The organism is Rhabdochlamydiaceae symbiont of Dictyostelium giganteum (genome assembly GCF_964291045.1).
In the GTDB taxonomy this organism is placed as follows: domain Bacteria; phylum Chlamydiota; class Chlamydiia; order Chlamydiales; family Rhabdochlamydiaceae; genus PALSA-1444.
The window spans coordinates 1,406,147-1,421,919 of the sequence record NZ_OZ197277.1 but is presented as its reverse complement, the minus strand read 5'-3'; the positions used below and the strand labels follow the sequence as shown (position 1 = coordinate 1,421,919).

The following is a 15,773-nucleotide window of genomic DNA, read 5'->3' as shown; positions in this document are numbered from 1 at the left end:
CTAGAGAACTGTTTTAATGAGCTGCTCTAGCTGATCACAGAAAGATCCTAGATTTTTTTCTAGATAATAGGGACTAAACACTTTGGTCTCGCTCATGGTTTTAAGCATTTCCCACTGGAGGGGCGTGCAAGGAAGAGGAAACATATCCTCACTTTCAAAAGAGAGCACCCCTTCATAAGTGAGCAGTTTAAGATAGAAAAGCGTGATCAGCACAGAAGAAGAGGCAAAGCGGGGAATCTGTTTTAAACAAGCTAAGAGAAGTTGATACAGCTGAGGGGCAGACTTTCCTGGAAGCTGCGTAAATAAAATGGCTGAAGTCATCTTGCCAGCAGCTTCCAAAAAGCTCCATTTTTCTCTTAAGAAATAGTGATTTTCGATCATCAAACCTTCTTTAAAAGAAAGAAGCTCTGTTGTTTTAATTCGTTGATACACCACATCAATGTGAGAGAGGGGATTAATGAGGGATTGATGCTTAGATTTTTTGCTTTGTCTTACAAAAAGCGTGACCATTCCTTGGTCTAAAGTGAAGAGCGTTACAATTGTTTGCTTCTCTTGATACGGAATTGTTTTAAGAATAATACCTTCTGTCTTGATTTCACTCATGCGTATATGATATCGTTTTTCGTTTTGCACCGATAGCTCAATTGGATAGAGTACCCGGCTTCGAACCGGGTGGTTACAGGTTCAATTCCTGTTCGGTGCAATATTTTATCTATGAATCAAATTCCACTTCTTTCTTTAACCCAATCTGAATTTACAGAAGAAATCGTGAGACGCCTTGGAAAAGGTGAGCGGCATGCCACTTTGCTCTATTCTGTCTGGATAAGAGAAGGGGGCCCCGGTGACCTCTCATGGGTAGAGCCTCAAGCGATGCCTCTTGTTTTGCAAATGATTGATTTAGTGCAGGCAGATGTATCTCAGGTCTCAAAGCTATTAGAAGATGGAGAGCTTAAAAAGTTCCTCCTTAAGCTCTCAGATGGATATGAAACAGAATCGGTGATTATTCCCATGAAGTCAGGGCTTACGCTTTGTGTGTCATCTCAAGTGGGATGTAAAATGGGGTGCTCGTTTTGTGAAACAGGGAAAATGGGACTCATACGCTCGTTATCTGTTCAAGAGATTATCCAGCAGCTCTTCATCGCAAAGACCCTATTAAAGGCAGATATCCGCAATATCGTCTTCATGGGGATGGGAGAGCCATTTGATAACTATGACGCTGTTATGAAAGCCATTAATGTGATGATGGATCCTAAAGGGTTTGGACTTGGCCCCAGACACATCACGGTATCAACAAGCGGAAGAGCGCATTTTATTCGAAGGTTCACCTATGAGGCAGACCCTTCGATTCATCTAGCAGTTTCCATTAACGCACCCAATGATGAGATCCGGGCTAAAATCATGCCGGTTAACAAAGAATCTTCTCTTAAAGAGCTTAAAGAAGTATTACAAGAGTACAGTTTAGGAAAAAAGCGCACCATTTTGATTGAATATGTGCTTTTAAAAGGGGTTAATGATGCTCTAGAACATGCCGATGAGCTTGCAGACTATTTAAGAGGGTTACCTGTAAAAATCAATCTCATTCCTTACAACGCGCAATCAAAAGCGAGATTTTTAGCACCTGAAGAGGCTATACAAAATGATTTTTTCCTCAGGCTTAAAGCAAGGGGGTACCCCGTTTTTTTACGGCGTCATAAAGGGCGAAGTGTCATGGGAGCGTGCGGACAGCTGGGTAATAAAGCGCAGCGGTTAAAAATGTACTCTCCTTCCTAGAGAAATCACCGATTTTTATGGATTTTCTAGAGTTAGCATGAAATAATTTTTACTATTAATTGGAAGCTTTGCTCAAAAAACAGCTTTCCTTCTATAATCACAAAATAAGGGCAAGGAGGTTTTTTATGAACGAACTTAAAAAAGTAAATACCCATTCCATTGATATCCATATTGTGGGTAGAAATGTGCAGGTGACTGACCCGATGAAAGAGTATGTGGAGTCTAAACTTTCAAAAATTGACCGTTTTCATGTAGGAGATATGCATGTTCACGCTGTGATGGAAGTGCAGAAACTAGGCCAAACAGCCACATTTTTACTGCATGTCAGCCATTTAAGAATTAAAGTGTCAGCCACTACGCCAGATATGTATGGGTCCATTGATCAAGCGATTGAAAAGCTTCATGAAAAAATCCGCAGATGGAAAGACAAAATTCAAAGCCATCATCAAAAGCCACGCTCTGTGATTGATATGCAGGTGAATGTCTTAAAAAAACCGTATTCAGATATTGAAAGGATTAATGCTTCAATTGAACTGGAAAATCAAGTGCATGAGGCAGAAGAATACAGTAAACCCCATATCGTGGGCACAGAAGTCAAACCGCTAAAACTTTTAACTACTGATGAGGCTGTCATGAAGATGGAGCTCTCAGATGATCAGTTTATTGTGTTTAGAGGAGAAGAAGATTTAAAACTGAAAGTCGTTTACCGAAGAAATGACGGTCACTATGGACTGCTCTTACCTGAATGAAAGAAATTTTTGATCCGATTAGAAAACAGTGGGTTAGCGCCACTCCTGAAGAAATTGTGAGGCAGCAGTGGCTCAATTACATGGTAGGGACTTTAGGATTTCCTAAAGAGCTCATTGCGATAGAAAAAGAACTGAAAATGCTCCCTCACCTCTTAGATGAGGGAGCATCTCTTCCTTTAAGAAGAGTAGATATCATGAGTTTTACACAGGTGAAAGGGACACTGAAACCCCTTCTTCTCCTAGAGTGTAAACAAGTGCCTCTCACACACAGAGCGCTTTCTCAAGTGGTGGCGTATAACTACTATGTGAAGGCACCTTATGTCGGCATTGTGGGAAAAGAGGGTATTCTTTTAGAGCACATCAGAAAAAGTGGATCTTATCAAACGTTCATGCTACCGTCTTATGAGCAGTTAATTGAGAGTTTAAATTGAGTGAAGTTCTTTGCATGGTTACGTGGGATGCTAAGAAAGAAAAGACATTTCTTCCTTGGATATCCGCACAAAAAGATCGCTATATTGTGGTTGTTGGGGTGCAAGATGTCTTAGAGCACCCTCAAATCTATTCTATACAGCATCATCCAGTCGAGTTTTACCGCGTGGCAAAAGAGCTCATTTATCTTCCGTTTGTGTATGAAGATCCGCACCACCTAGCTTTAGTAGAGCTGAAACAGATTCAAGAAGAGGTTAATGCTCAGGCGTCTGACTTCATCGATCAAGGCTTAAAGCTTCTTCATAATCACCAAGCCAATCTTTTACAGCCGTTTAGTAAAGCAGAAGATCTCTATGGAAAATTTACGCAGACAAAAGCCATTGTTTGCGGAGCCGGGCCTTCTTTAGATGCTTTAATACCGTTTTTAAAAAAAGCTAAAGACACCTTTTTAATCATCGGCTGTGGATCCGGTGTTAAAGCGCTTTTAGCTTCCGGGATTACTCCCCATTTAGCTGTGCATGTTGATATGGAGCCCTCTCACACCTTTAAAGAATTTGCATTCCCTCTTTTTTTTCAGCTAAGAACAGATCCTAAAATTTTAGCCCTTGCTCAGGGAAAAAAGTTTATCATGGGAAGTGCGTCTTCTTTTCCTTTAACAAAGTGGTTAGAAGATGAGTTAGATATTGCTTCTTCTGAAGAGGGAGGGTGGACTTCAACAACGAGGGGAGCTACTTTAGCTTATGAGCTTGGATGCAAGGAAATCTATTTTGCGGGGATGGATTTTGCTTATGGAGCCTCTCACTACGCTAAAGGAGTTAAAGCCTCTTTAGATTCTTTCATAGAAATTTTGCTTCAAAATGGAAAGAAGCTAAAAACAAAACCCGATTGGGTGCTAGCTGCTAAGTGGCTAGATCGGTATGTGATAGAGCATCCAGACCGAGAGTGGGGCGTGCTCTCGCACGATCAATTGCTCATGCCTCATGTGAAAAGAGTGGATATAGAACACTTGATTTTAGAGCCTCAAGAAAACCTTAATTTCTTAGAGATATGTGCTACTGCCTCAGAAGAGGAGGGAAGAAGAGTTCATGCCTTATTTAAAGCACAAAAAGAAGAAGTGCAGCTGCTCCTTCAGGCTATTTTAGCAAGGTTTCAAGAGCTCTTTCCAGAAATGCCAGGAGAGGATGCTCTTTTTCAAGAGCTCATTAAGAAGCTTGAGGAAAAAGCGCTTACAGAGCGCATGTTAGTTCCCATCTGGGAAATCTGGGAGCCTGTCTTTAAACGGATGGAAGGAGCTCATCCAGATCATCTGCTTCTTCACCAAACACTTTTTTTTCAAACGGTTGTTGAGTAGTCATGCTAGATAAGTATGCAGCGCTTGAGCTTGAGCTTAGAATGCAGCCGTTTCCTTTGGCTTTAGAAGAAATACACTATGATGCTGAGGATCCTAGCGTACAAAAACTCTTAAGAGAGGCTACATCGATCTCTTATGATGCGCTTTATCTTTATAAAATCAGTAAAGGGATTCCGTTTGTCGCTCTTGAGGCTTGGTTAGAGGAAAATTCTAAAAGGCAACTCATTTTTCTAGAAGAAGATCTCTATGAGGTTCATCAGGCAATGAACGCTCCTTGGGGAGAAAAGCTGTTTTCTCATCCAAGAGTGCATGTATACCGGTTATCTCAAGAAGATGATGATCTTTTAGAATATTTAGCAGAGAAGTTTCCGTGTGAAAATATCGGTGTGTTTACGCTAGAAAAAAGAAGCGCTAAAATGCGCCGTCTGGAAGTTGCCTTACTCCGGAAGACTGTGCTTTTTCACTCTGTTGTCTCGGAGATTCTTTCAGGGCCGGTTCTTCATCAAAATATGATTTCCAATTTAAAAAAGCTTCCCCAGAGTTTTTATGTGAATCAAACAGCAGGCGCTTTTAAAGATCTACCTGCTATCATCTGCGGAGCTGGCCCTTCTTTAGAAACGGTTGCTAAAGAGCTTAAAGAACTCCAAGATAAAGTGCTCATTATTGGATGCGGCTCTGCGCTATCTGCCTTAAGTCATTTAGGGATCCGGCCTCATCTAGGGATTGCCTTAGATCCAAATCCTAGGGAAAGAGAGTGCCTGCAAGGGTGTCAGGAGAGAGATATTCCGCTCATCTATGGAACCCGTCTTTATCCTACTGTCTTTGAGCTCTTTGATGGTCCTTATGGCTATTTAAGATCGCCATCAGTTAGCTCCTTAGAGAGGCTCATTGAAGAAGAACTTGGATTTACCGAAGAAGGTATTGGAGAGGATCTAGGAAGAGAGGCGCTTTCTGTCACAACACTTGCCCTCTCTTTGGCTAGCTTTTGGGGGTGCTCATCGGTTGCTTTAGCAGGTGTGGATCTCTCTTTTAGAGAAGGTAAGCACTATAGCAAGGGCGTTCATTTAAAGGCGTCTTTTACACCTCCTTGTGTAGGAGAAAAACGGCTCCGGCGTCAAAGCGTTTATGGAAAAACTGTGATGACGCAGCTTAAATGGATCATGGAGCAAGAGACAATAGATGCTTACACAAAGAACTATCCACATATCACCTTTACTCATGCCGCTCAAGAGGGACTAGGGTTTTCTCAGATTCCTTATCAAAGTTTATCACTTATTAAACAGGTGCCTACGCACCTCATCTCTAACTCTATTGAAGCCATGATCAAAAATCACCCTCTCTCTATTGATGAGGAGAAAATCCATCAAACACTTAATCAGATAGGAAACAGCTTTATGAGATGCCTTGAACTACTCTCTTTGTTAAAAGAAGAGAAAGAGGGAAGCGGCAAAGCCATCCTTTATGAAGAAGACCTTCTAGAAGAGAAAGTTTATATCCGTGTGTTAAATCCAGCCCTTGAAGCCATTGAAAAGGTGCATGCTTTACAACAAGAGGCTCCTTTAGGGAGAAGAAAATGGACGCTTCTTCATGAAATGGTTCTAGAGTATAAAAAATTATTTTTATAAATTAGAGTGACACACGCAAATAAGACTATTTTTAATCGCTCAGGGCTATCTAATAGATATTTTGCTTTAAACTGAAGAAATAGTTAATATCTCATTTTTGAGACATAGGCGTGGCTACTGTATGGCAAATCAGTCCATGGACCGCTTTAAAATCTGTATATTAATAAAATTAAACTTTAGGTTGTGGTATGACAATTAGACCCCATTCTTTAATGACACCTGAATCAGAGGCCCATCGGTACCAAGAAAATTTAACCCCCATTTTAGAAAGAGATGATGATGAAAAGTGCTCTAAAAAGCTTCGAGTAGAGGCCTCAAAAACAGAGCAAATTGGTAGCACCATTTTAGCAACAAATCACAACAAAGATGTTAAGACAGAATCAAATTTTTCAAATGCTGATCAAATCATCAAATCATTAAGCGATCGATGCGATGCCACAAAAGAGTCTTGGATTCAGGCAATTAATTGTAATTCCAAAGACGAAAAGGCTTACTATAATCTTGCAAATCTTTTAGAAGAGTGTGAAACAATAGAGCTTTTAAGTGGAGAAATCCATACGAAAAAAGAGCTATATCTTAAGGCTATCCAGTTAAATCCTCAATCTGGAGATTTTTACTATAGTCTTGCGAATTGTTTAGAAGGGGATGAAACAGTAGAGCTTTTAAATGGAGAAATTTATACAGACAAAAAGCTGTATCTTGCAGCCATTAAGCTCAGTCCTCAAGATGGAAATTCTTATTATAACCTTGCAGTTTGTTTAGAAGATGATGAGACTGTTCAGCTTTTAAGTGGGGAAATCTATACAAAAAAAGAGCTGTATCTTAAGGCTATTAAGCTGAGTCCTCAAGATGAAAGTTCTTACTGTAGTTTGGCAAATTGTTTAAGTGAGGATGAAACAGTAGAGCTTTTAAGTGGGGAAATCTATACAAAAAAAGAGCTGTATATTAAGGCCATTAAGCTGAGCCCTCAAAATGAAAGTTCTTACTGTAATTTGGCAAGTTGTTTACGTGAGGATGAAACAGTAGAGCTTTTAAATGGAGAAATCTATACACAAAAAGAGCTGTATCTTAAGGTTATCCAGTTAAACCCTCAAGATGGAGGTTTTTACTTTAACTTGGCAAGTTGTTTACAAGATGATGAAACAGTAGAACTTTTAAGCGGAGAAATCTATACAAAAAAAGAGCTATATCTTAAGGCCGTTAAGCTGAGTCCTCAAGATGGAAATTTTTATTGTAATCTTGCAAATTGTTTAAGTGAGGATGAAACAGTAGAACTTTTAAATGGAGAAATCTATACACAACAAGAGCTGTATCTGAAGGTCATCCAGTTAAATCCTCAAGAGGGAAATGCTTACTGTAACCTTGCGAATTATTTAAAAGATGATGAGAATATCCAGCTTTTAAATGGAGAAATCTATACACAGCAAAAGCTTTACCTTAAGGCTATTCAGTTAAATCCTCAAGATATAATTTCCTACTGTAATCTGGCAAGTTGTTTACAAAATGATGAAACAGTAGAGCTTTTAAATGGAGAAATTTATACAAAAAAAGAGCTATATCTTAAGGCTATTAAGCTGAGTCCTCAAGATGAAAATTCTCACTGTAATCTGGCAAGTTGTTTACAAGATGATGAAACAGTAGAGCTTTTAAATGAAGAAGTCTATACAAGAAAAGAGCTATATATTAAAGCCATTAAGCTGAATCCTCAATATGAAAATTCTTACTATAACCTTGCAAGTTGTTTACAAGATGATGAAACGGTAGAGCTTTTAAATGGAGAAATCTATACAAAAAAAGAGCTGTATATTAAGGCCATTAAGCTCAATCCTCAAGGGGGAAATTTTTATTGTAATCTTGCAAATTGTTTAAGTGAGTATGAAATGGTAGAGCTTTTAAATGGAGAAATTTATACACAAAAAAAGCTGTATACTAAGGCCATTCAGCTGAGTCCTCAAGAGGCAATTTCTTACTGTAATCTGGCAATTTGTTTACAAGATGATGAAACAGTAGAGCTTTTAAATGGAGAAATTTATACACAAAAAAAGCTGCATATTAAGGCCATTAAGCTTAATCCTCAAGAGGGAAATTTTTATTGTAATCTTGCAAATTGTTTAAGTGAGGATGAAATGGTAGAGCTTTTAAGTGGAGAATTTTATACACAAAAAGAGCTGTATATTAAGGCCATTAAGCTGAATCCTCAAGAGGGGAATTTTTATTGTAATCTTGCAGATTGTTTAAGTAAGGATGAAATGGTAGAGCTTTCAAAGGGAGAATTTTATACACAAAAAGAGCTGTATCTTAAGGCCATCCAGCTAAATCCTCAAGAGGAAAGTTCTTAACTTAATCTTGCAAATAGTTTAAAGACTGATGAGAAAATTCAGCTAGGCACATATGAACATGGGGCTTATCAATTTAGCAGCGCTGTTAATGCATGATAAAGAAGGCATTATGCTTTTTGATGAGAAGACGATTCTTTCAAGAGGAGATCTCTTTATTAGGGCCTTTGAGCTGGACTCTGAGAGGGTTATTGATTTAAAGAACTTTATTTCTTATGTGAAAAGAGCTTCCGTAAAGGTATAACGGTATTTTACCGTGACGCTAAGATGAATAAAGATAACGTTTATGAAAGCTTTACACCTAGCATTAAAAGATTAACTAGGTGTCATTTAAAGTAAAAGAAATGAGGCTATGTGGAGGATCAAAGGACTAAGAGGCTAATTAAGAAACTAAGATCTCTCTTAAGAAAAAAACAGCTGTCATCAAAGAAGAAGAGAAAATAAGGCGCCTTAAGTAAAAAAATTTTTAGGGAATCTTAAATATGAGAGGATCTTCTTTTCAGAAGGCGTTAGTTACAAAAGTGCAAAGGGATCGCAAAAAAATCAGAAAAGTGGAGCGCTCCTTTAGCCTTTGTTAACTCTAGCTGAGGGTGATTAGATGGGCAAATGAGAAGAGGAGTTTTTATATTTGCCTGCTTTAGTGCTTCATATCCTTTGAGGGAATCTTCAAACCCAATCACACGGTCACCTTCTTGCCTTAGAGTTTGAAGCGCTTTCAGATACCCATCAGGAGACGGTTTTGCCTCTTGATATGTCTCTCTTGTAAACCAGAGAGGAATTAAATCTAAAATAGGGTTATTTTTTCGAATAAAGCTTACCTGCTCTAAAGTGGAATTGGTCACAACGCACCGTTTTTTTTGATGGTGGCTGAGCTTTTCAAGAAGAGGAGTCACACCTGGCATTAAAGAGAGGGGAACTGTTTTAATGAGCTCAAAGTAGGCTTGATTTTTTTCTTTCCTAAGTGTTTCCCAGTTAGGCGCTTCTTTTTGAAGAGAAGGAAAGAGTTCATAGATGGAGTTACGAAGATTTGGGCCATCTGAATGGGATATAGCACAAAACGTCTCAAGAGTCCAAGGAAGAGAATACCCTCTATTTTGACACATCATTTGATACGCCTTAAAATGAAGAGGCTCTGTATCGACTAAGAGACCGTCAAAATCAAAGAGGAATAAATCAAAATTGTGAATCCAATCCATCTGTAGAGGGGGGGTAAAGATGCCGGTGACTGGACTCGAACCAGCACTCTATTGCTAGAAACAGATTTTGAGTCTGTCACGTCTACCAATTTCGCCACACCGGCGTTAAGTTTAGTGTATTATGAAGGAAAGGGGAATTTCTATCTCTTAAAAAAATGCATTTTTACTGATCTTTATTTTCCCAAGGGTAAGGAGCTTTTTTCTTGGGCAAAGGATCAGGGATGACAGGCGGCTCTTCATGAGAATATCTATAAATATATTCCCCTTTTGCTTGTTGCTCTTTCAGGCGGTGCTTCTCGGATTCTTCAAGCCCTGAGCAGCTGAGTAAGAAGGGAAGAAGCAGAAAAAGATTTCTCTTTTGCAGAATAATAAAAAATTTATTAATGTGACATTTAAATGGTAACTCACGCATGACTCTCATTCTCCTTCAAAGCAGCAAAACCTTTTTACTCTCACGAGGTGATACCATATTTGTGAGAAATACACAAATGGTTCTTCAAGAAATGAGACGCTCACTGTTTACTCTTGTCGTCATTGAAGAGATGGAACTCCTTAAACCTATTTTAAAAGAATTTCCTGGGACAGCTGTTGCTGTAGTGCCTCTGATTGGACATATTACGCATGCAGTTGAGGCGATTAGCCAAGGAGCGATTGATTACGGTGTGGGGCCCGTCACAGATCTTTATCTAGATAAACTGCTTTCGAAAGTCACGCACGTGAAAAAAAGAGAAATCTGTGCTCTTCAAGGTGAACAAGGCCATACAAATAGCCCTATCATTGCAGAAAGTGTAGCAATGAAAAAGATTTTAATAGATAGTCAAAAAATTGCAAGTAGCCATGCCTCTGTTTTCATTTGCGGAGAGTCAGGAACAGGAAAAGAGGTCATTGCAAGTTATATTCATCACGCCTCATCTAGACATTTACACCCGTTCATTAAAGTAAACTGCGCAGCTATTCCCGAATCGCTTGTTGAGTCAGAATTTTTTGGCCATGAAAAAGGCGCCTTTACAGGGGCTTTAGATAAGAGAATCGGAAGATTTGAGATGGCGCATCTAGGGACACTTCTCTTAGATGAAGTATCTGAAATTCCGCTCCTTTTGCAAAGTAAGCTCCTGAGAGTACTTCAAGAGCAAGAATTTGAACGAGTAGGAGGGGTAAAATCGCTTAAAGTGAATGTGAGGTTGATTGCTACTTCTAATAGGTCGATGAAAGCCATGATCGGGCAAAAAACCTTCCGGGAAGATCTCTACTTTCGGCTCAATGTGATTCCTCTTTATCTTCCTCCTTTAAGGGAGAGAAAAGAAGATATTATTCCTTTAGCGCGTGCTTTTTTAGCAAGGAGCTGCTCCAAAACTTCTCCAAGGAAAAAGCTCTCTTCTCAAGCAGAGAAGTTTCTTCTTGATTATCCCTGGCCTGGAAATGTGAGAGAGCTTTCTAATGTGATTGAAAGAGCTACTGTCATGCATTCTAAAGATACTCTTGAGCATCATCACCTTTTTTTTGATCAAGAGGCAACAACTAAGCATCAAGAGCCCCCCTCTCAAACGTTAGCTGAGATGGAAAAACTTCACATCCTTGCCACCTTAGCCAAATGTCAATATAACCGCACTTTAGCCGCTAAAATGTTAGGGATTAATATCCGGACTTTAAGAACTAAGATTTTAGAGTATCAAGTTCATAAGATAGGAACTTAAAGAAAAGAGAAATCCGGGTAGATGACATGGATTAAGCTTAATCCTTTTGCAGGAGCTACCATACTACTTTGACTGCGGTCTTTAGCCTCCATCAGCTGCAAAACAGCCTCTGGGGCAAGTTTTTTCTTCCCAATATCGAGTAACACCCCTGTGATATTGCGAACCATCTTATACAAAAAACCGTTCCCTTCAAACTCTAACCGAAATCCGCAGGGTGTTTCTTTAATATCTAGTCTAAAGAGGGTCCGGACTGCATTTTTTCCAGCTGCTCCCTCAGACGATTTATTGGCAAATGAGGTGAAGTCATGAGTCCCTTTAAAATACGAGCACCCTTTTTCTAAGGCTTTAAGATCTAAAGGTAAAGGGTGGTGAAGGCTATAGAGCCTTTGGAAGGGGCTACACACCCTTCCTTGATCGACTAAATAGTGATACTCTTTGGATATGGCTGAGTATCTTGCATGAAAAGAAGGGGAGATAGGTTCAAGAGTTAAAACCCGGATCGTCAGGGGTAAAAGGGCGTTTAAAGAGTTAAAGAACGAAAAAAGGTTCAGGGATAAAGCGGTTTCAAAGTGAGCCACTTGTCCTTGAGCGTGAACGCCGGCATCTGTTCTTCCAGCTCCTGTTAAAGAGACAGGGTGACGTAATAAAATAGAGAGCTTGTCTTCAATCACCATTTGAATAGCTATCCCATTTTGCTGCGTTTGCCAACCGCTAAAAGAGGTGCCATCATAGGCAAGAGTGATTTTATATTTGTTCATGAAAAAGAGGGAGGGGGCTAGGAAACTAAAAAATGTTCTTAGCCCCGATTAATGTCTTGATTAGGAAAGGTGCTTGTTAACAAGTTTTGTCATTTCGAACATATTAACAGTTTTTTTGCCGTCGAAAATTTTTGAGAGTTTATCGTCAGCAATAATGTCTCTTTTATTTTTAGGATCTTGGCAATTGTTTGCTTTGATGTATTCCCAAAGTTTTTTTGTCACTTCAGTGCGGGGCATTGGCCCTTTTCCCACAACAGCTGTTAGAGCATCGCTTAAACGCATGGGTTGCATGAATTTGGATTCTTTCTTTATCATTTCCAATTCTCCTTATATGTTTTAACTCATTTAAGATTGCTGAAATGTTCAGCAAATGATCAAAAATGAGATGCTTTTTTCATCTTTGAACGACTTTTGTAACGCTCTTGAGGTATTATAGTCAAAAAAAATCCGCTGGGAGAAGAACTTTTTCCTCTAGGAGATCAGATTTAGGCTAAAAAAACAAGATATTGCCCCTTTCCTCCTGTTTTTTTAAGAGGAGAGAAAACTTTCATAAAAAAGAAGATCATCCTTAACTTTTGGCCAAATAATAGGGTCCTTATTAACCTTTAAGAATCTAGAGTTTAAAAAATTTATTTATTATGTTAAGGCTTCACATCTTTTAACCTCTCTTTTAGCAGGTCTTCTTAAAAAAAATGATCTAGCTCTTTATCAATTGAGCTGAAAAGTGAGGCCTATTTGAAAGGCCTACCCGAAGCAACTCTTTTGCAGAAAGAAGAGGATAAGGGAGCCAAGAGGGTGGAGAGGGGGTGGTAAAAGCTGTTAAGGCGAGGGTGATCTTATTCCCTCATTTAAAAAAAGGGCGCATACCGCATTTAAAGCCTCTTTTTAGACGCTTGAAGGGGATAGGTGAGGTCCAAACACTGTTTGAGTATTTTAATGCGCTTAAACCCCCTTTTTACGGGTTTTTCAGGAAATTGACTGAAAGTCAAGAGGGCAAAGGGGCTAAACATCTACCTAGGCGTGTGCTTGAACAAAAAGGGAATAGAAAAATGGTGCGTGTAAGAGGTGTCTCTCTTTTAGGCACTAAAGATCACAAGAAAGGGATATGATCTCAAAGAAAAGAGGTTAAGTCAGTACTTTACAAGATAAGAGTCAGAGAGGGAATAAAAAAAGAGCATTTCCTATTGCTAGGTAAATGCTCTTTAAGAGGACGTTTTTTAACTTCTCAACAAATTAAACTGTTGGAGTTGTTTTAGATGAGCTAAAAAAACTTTTTACAGATGCAACAAATTTGCTATTTTTCACTGCTTTAAATTGTTTTTGAGCCACTTTTACAATTTTAGCGCGGTTGCTAAATAGAACAACTCCAACTAAAGCAATAACGACAGCTTTTTTAGGATTGTTTTTTGCTTTTGATGAGATGTTGTTAAAAACTGAACCAGCAAAATTTGCGACTTTAGCAGGAATTGTTTTAGGGTTTTTGCAGCATGATACAGTTGTTGTTTTAACTGAACTGAAGAAACTGCTAATAGTAGAAAAATTCATGGTGTCCTCCATTAAGGGTTAGGATTTATCATTCTAAGAAAGTAACCTTTTTATGTACAGGATAATGTAGTTAGAGTGTTGATTAAAAGCAAGATGGAAATTAAGAGTGAATACCATTTTATCCTTACAGCTTCCTCCTTTTTTTACATTTTTAATAAGGCAAGATGGAAAGCTTTCTGATGTTTCTGATATGCTAGATTTATCCTACCAAGAAGGACCATTTTTTTTATGTCATATAAAGAGTTCGAGCAACAGCAACTTCTGATTAAAAACCGCCTTTTGCATATGTGGAAATATCTAGATCTTGGTCAAAGGAAAGAAAAAATAGAGGCTTTAGAAGCGTTAATGAGTGAAAGCCACTTTTGGGACGATTCTCAAGAAGCTCAGAAAGTGATTGGAGAGGTCAATGAGCTCAAAGAGTGGACTGAGCCTTATGATGAGCTAAATGGCAGATTTTTAAGTATTGAGTCATTGTACCCAGAAGTTGTAGAGGCAGAGGATGAAGAGCTTTTAGCAGACCTTCAACAAGAGCTTTGCAGCATTGATAAAAAGCTTGCAGAACTTGAAATTCGGCGGATGCTTTCAGGAGAGATGGATAATAAAAACTGCTATTTAACCGTCAATTCTGGAGCCGGGGGAACAGAGGCGTGTGACTGGGCTCTCATGTTATCTCGGATGTATCAGAGGTGGGCAGCTCGTAGAGGGTGGGATCTTGAAATGCTTGACTGTGTAGATGGGGATGTCGCAGGGGTTAAAAGCATTACGTTTAAAATCAGCGGCCCTTTTGCTTTTGGTTATTGTAAAGCAGAAAAAGGGGTCCATAGACTTGTTAGAATTTCTCCTTTTGACACCAATGCAAAACGGCATACAAGCTTTGCCTCCATTGATGTGACTCCCGAAGTAGGAGATGATATTTTGATTGATATCAGATCTGAAGATCTCCGTATTGATACGTATAGAGCCTCTGGGGCTGGCGGTCAGCACGTGAATAAAACCGATTCTGCCGTCCGGATGACACACATTCCCTCAGGTGTGATTGTCGCCTGTCAAAAAGAGCGCAGTCAGATTCAAAACAGAGAAGCGTGCCTCAAGATGCTTAAAGCTAAACTGTATGAGAAAGAAGCGTCTGAGAGGAAGCTAAAGATCGATCAAATGGGCGGGGATAAAAAGGAAATTGCCTGGGGAAGTCAAATCCGCAACTATGTGTTTCAACCGTATACTCTTGTTAAAGATGCAAGAACAGGGGTTGAAATGGGTAATATTCAAGCGGTGATGGATGGAGATATTGATCCTTTTGTGATTGCTTACTTAAAAGAGTTTGGAGCGTAATGCAAGAGGGACTAGATATTCGGTATACAGAAGAAAACGATCTTCTCTTTTTGCAAAAGTGGGTTCAAGACCCCAAAGTTCTTCATTGGTTTCCGATGACAAAAGAGCTAGAAATCGAAGAGGCGCTAAGGTGTTGGATCGGATTTCATCGGTACTTTTGCAGCTTAACAGCTGTCATCCAAGGTGTCCCATGTGCAGTAGGGACTCTTTTTTTGATGCCCTACAAAAAGGTTTCTCATTACGCTCTTTTTAAGATGGTTGTTAACCCAGATTTGCAAAGACAAGGGATTGGATCAGATCTACTCAAGAACTTAATTCACTTAGCAAAGAATTACTTTCATCTAGAAAAAATCGGGATTGAGGTTTTTGAAGGGAACCCGATTATCCATTTGTTAAAAAAGCAAGGGTTTCAAGAAGTGTTTAGGCATGAAGGGTATGTAAAAATAGAAGAGCAATTCTTTGCCAGGCTCTACATGGAGCGGGTGTTATGAGCTCTTCATGTCACATCAGGTTATTTGAGGAAAAAGATGAGAAGCACTTAATTCAGTGGCTCTCTAACCGTGAGAGTTTGCAGTGGTTTCCCATGATTTCGGAATGGGAAATTCAAGATGCGGTGAAGATCTGGAAAGGGTATATCCGTCAAAAGAGCGCCTTTACAGCAGAATATGACGGACAGGTTGCAGGGATGGGCGTCCTTTACCTCCAGCCATTTGAGAAATGGGCGCATCAATGCTGCTTTGCTCTCATTGTGGATAAACCGTACCGTAATTTAGGGATTGGAAAAGCGTTGATTGAACATTTTGAGAAGGTGGGAAAAGAAGAGTTTTCTCTTAAATTTTTGCATCTTGAGGTTTATGATCACAACCCTGCGATCCATCTTTACCGTAAAATGGGATTTATCGAGTTTGGAAGACATCCACAGTTCATTAAAGAAAATGGCATTTATAAAGATAAAATTTTAATGCAAAAAACGTTAAGATGATGCACAACC

General features: G+C 39.2%; 17 protein-coding genes and 2 tRNA genes. 12 read left to right on the top strand and 7 right to left on the bottom strand.

Annotation, left to right across the window (positions count from 1 at the left end):
* Positions 1-603, bottom strand: coding sequence for a DNA repair protein RecO (gene recO / locus ACI7T6_RS05060; protein ID WP_404665295.1), 603 nt, complete (start codon positions 601-603; stop codon positions 1-3).
* Positions 604-629: 26 nt separating this feature from the next.
* Between recO and ACI7T6_RS05055 the strand changes: the two genes are divergently transcribed.
* The 7 genes from ACI7T6_RS05055 (at position 630) to ACI7T6_RS05025 (ending at position 8,263) form a co-directional block, all read left to right on the top strand.
* A tRNA-Arg gene (locus tag ACI7T6_RS05055) sits at positions 630-703 on the top strand.
* 11 nt (positions 704-714) lie between these two features.
* Positions 715-1,770 (top strand): 23S rRNA (adenine(2503)-C(2))-methyltransferase RlmN, encoded by a 1,056-nt coding sequence (rlmN, locus tag ACI7T6_RS05050; RefSeq protein ID WP_404665294.1) that lies wholly within the window; start codon positions 715-717, stop codon positions 1,768-1,770.
* Positions 1,771-1,895: 125 nt separating this feature from the next.
* Positions 1,896-2,519 (top strand): ribosome hibernation-promoting factor, HPF/YfiA family, encoded by a 624-nt coding sequence (gene hpf / locus ACI7T6_RS05045; RefSeq protein ID WP_404665293.1) that lies wholly within the window; start codon positions 1,896-1,898, stop codon positions 2,517-2,519.
* On the top strand, positions 2,516-2,950 hold the full coding sequence (locus ACI7T6_RS05040; RefSeq protein WP_404665292.1) for a type I restriction enzyme HsdR N-terminal domain-containing protein: 435 nt from the start codon (positions 2,516-2,518) through the stop codon (positions 2,948-2,950). Before hpf ends, ACI7T6_RS05040 begins: the two co-directional genes overlap by 4 nt.
* Positions 2,951-2,964: 14 nt before the next feature.
* Positions 2,965-4,299, top strand: a complete 1,335-nt coding sequence (locus tag ACI7T6_RS05035) for a 6-hydroxymethylpterin diphosphokinase MptE-like protein (RefSeq protein ID WP_404665291.1) — start codon at positions 2,965-2,967, stop codon at positions 4,297-4,299.
* A 2-nt stretch (positions 4,300-4,301) separates the two neighbouring features.
* Complete coding sequence (locus ACI7T6_RS05030; RefSeq protein ID WP_404665290.1) at positions 4,302-5,924, top strand: motility associated factor glycosyltransferase family protein; 1,623 nt, start codon at positions 4,302-4,304, stop codon at positions 5,922-5,924.
* A 188-nt stretch (positions 5,925-6,112) separates the two neighbouring features.
* Positions 6,113-8,263, top strand: a complete 2,151-nt coding sequence (locus ACI7T6_RS05025) for a hypothetical protein (RefSeq protein WP_404665289.1) — start codon at positions 6,113-6,115, stop codon at positions 8,261-8,263.
* A 506-nt stretch (positions 8,264-8,769) separates the two neighbouring features.
* On the opposite strand, the gene ACI7T6_RS05020 is transcribed toward ACI7T6_RS05025, so the two are convergent.
* The 3 genes from ACI7T6_RS05020 to ACI7T6_RS05010 all read right to left on the bottom strand — a co-directional run bounded on the left by ACI7T6_RS05020 (position 8,770) and on the right by ACI7T6_RS05010 (position 9,868).
* Positions 8,770-9,456 carry an HAD family hydrolase gene (locus tag ACI7T6_RS05020; protein WP_404665288.1) on the bottom strand — a complete coding sequence of 229 codons (687 nt, stop codon included), beginning with the start codon at positions 9,454-9,456 and terminating at the stop codon, positions 8,770-8,772.
* A gap of 20 nt (positions 9,457-9,476) precedes the next feature.
* Positions 9,477-9,560, bottom strand: a tRNA-Leu gene (locus ACI7T6_RS05015).
* 59 nt (positions 9,561-9,619) lie between these two features.
* Positions 9,620-9,868 (bottom strand): hypothetical protein, encoded by a 249-nt coding sequence (locus ACI7T6_RS05010; protein ID WP_404665287.1) that lies wholly within the window; start codon positions 9,866-9,868, stop codon positions 9,620-9,622.
* Here ACI7T6_RS05010 and ACI7T6_RS05005 point away from each other — a divergent pair.
* The gene (locus ACI7T6_RS05005; protein WP_404665286.1) at positions 9,867-11,150 is read left to right on the top strand and encodes a sigma-54 dependent transcriptional regulator; all 1,284 of its coding nucleotides are present in this window, start codon (positions 9,867-9,869) and stop codon (positions 11,148-11,150) included. The two genes, ACI7T6_RS05010 and ACI7T6_RS05005, sit on opposite strands and share 2 nt — an antisense overlap.
* Here the strand turns inward: ACI7T6_RS05005 and truA are convergent.
* Together truA and ACI7T6_RS04995 are read right to left on the bottom strand one after the other, a co-directional pair.
* Entirely contained in the window at positions 11,147-11,908 is a 762-nt protein-coding gene (truA, locus tag ACI7T6_RS05000) for a tRNA pseudouridine(38-40) synthase TruA (protein ID WP_404665285.1), read from the bottom strand. The genes ACI7T6_RS05005 and truA overlap by 4 nt on opposite strands.
* 60 nt (positions 11,909-11,968) lie before the next feature.
* On the bottom strand, positions 11,969-12,223 hold the full coding sequence (locus tag ACI7T6_RS04995) for an SWIB/MDM2 domain-containing protein (RefSeq protein WP_404666140.1): 255 nt from the start codon (positions 12,221-12,223) through the stop codon (positions 11,969-11,971).
* Positions 12,224-12,714: 491 nt separating this feature from the next.
* Between ACI7T6_RS04995 and ACI7T6_RS04990 the strand changes: the two genes are divergently transcribed.
* Entirely contained in the window at positions 12,715-13,017 is a 303-nt protein-coding gene (locus ACI7T6_RS04990; protein WP_404665284.1) for a hypothetical protein, read from the top strand.
* A gap of 124 nt (positions 13,018-13,141) precedes the next feature.
* Here the strand turns inward: ACI7T6_RS04990 and ACI7T6_RS04985 are convergent, their stop codons facing one another.
* The gene (locus tag ACI7T6_RS04985; RefSeq protein ID WP_404665283.1) at positions 13,142-13,453 is read right to left on the bottom strand and encodes a hypothetical protein; all 312 of its coding nucleotides are present in this window, start codon (positions 13,451-13,453) and stop codon (positions 13,142-13,144) included.
* Between the two features lie 228 nt (positions 13,454-13,681).
* Here ACI7T6_RS04985 and prfB point away from each other — a divergent pair, with 228 nt between their 5' ends.
* From prfB to ACI7T6_RS04970, 3 genes are read left to right on the top strand one after another with little or no spacing between them, the layout of a single operon-like run.
* Positions 13,682-14,782, top strand: coding sequence for a peptide chain release factor 2 (prfB, locus tag ACI7T6_RS04980; protein ID WP_404665282.1), 1,101 nt, complete (start codon positions 13,682-13,684; stop codon positions 14,780-14,782).
* Positions 14,782-15,273, top strand: coding sequence for a GNAT family N-acetyltransferase (locus tag ACI7T6_RS04975; protein WP_404665281.1), 492 nt, complete (start codon positions 14,782-14,784; stop codon positions 15,271-15,273). The genes prfB and ACI7T6_RS04975 overlap by 1 nt, the downstream gene beginning before the upstream one ends.
* Positions 15,270-15,764: a GNAT family N-acetyltransferase gene (locus ACI7T6_RS04970; RefSeq protein WP_404665280.1), complete on the top strand. Its 495-nt coding sequence runs from the start codon at positions 15,270-15,272 to the stop codon at positions 15,762-15,764. The genes ACI7T6_RS04975 and ACI7T6_RS04970 overlap by 4 nt, the downstream gene beginning before the upstream one ends.
* Positions 15,765-15,773 lie beyond the last annotated feature (9 nt).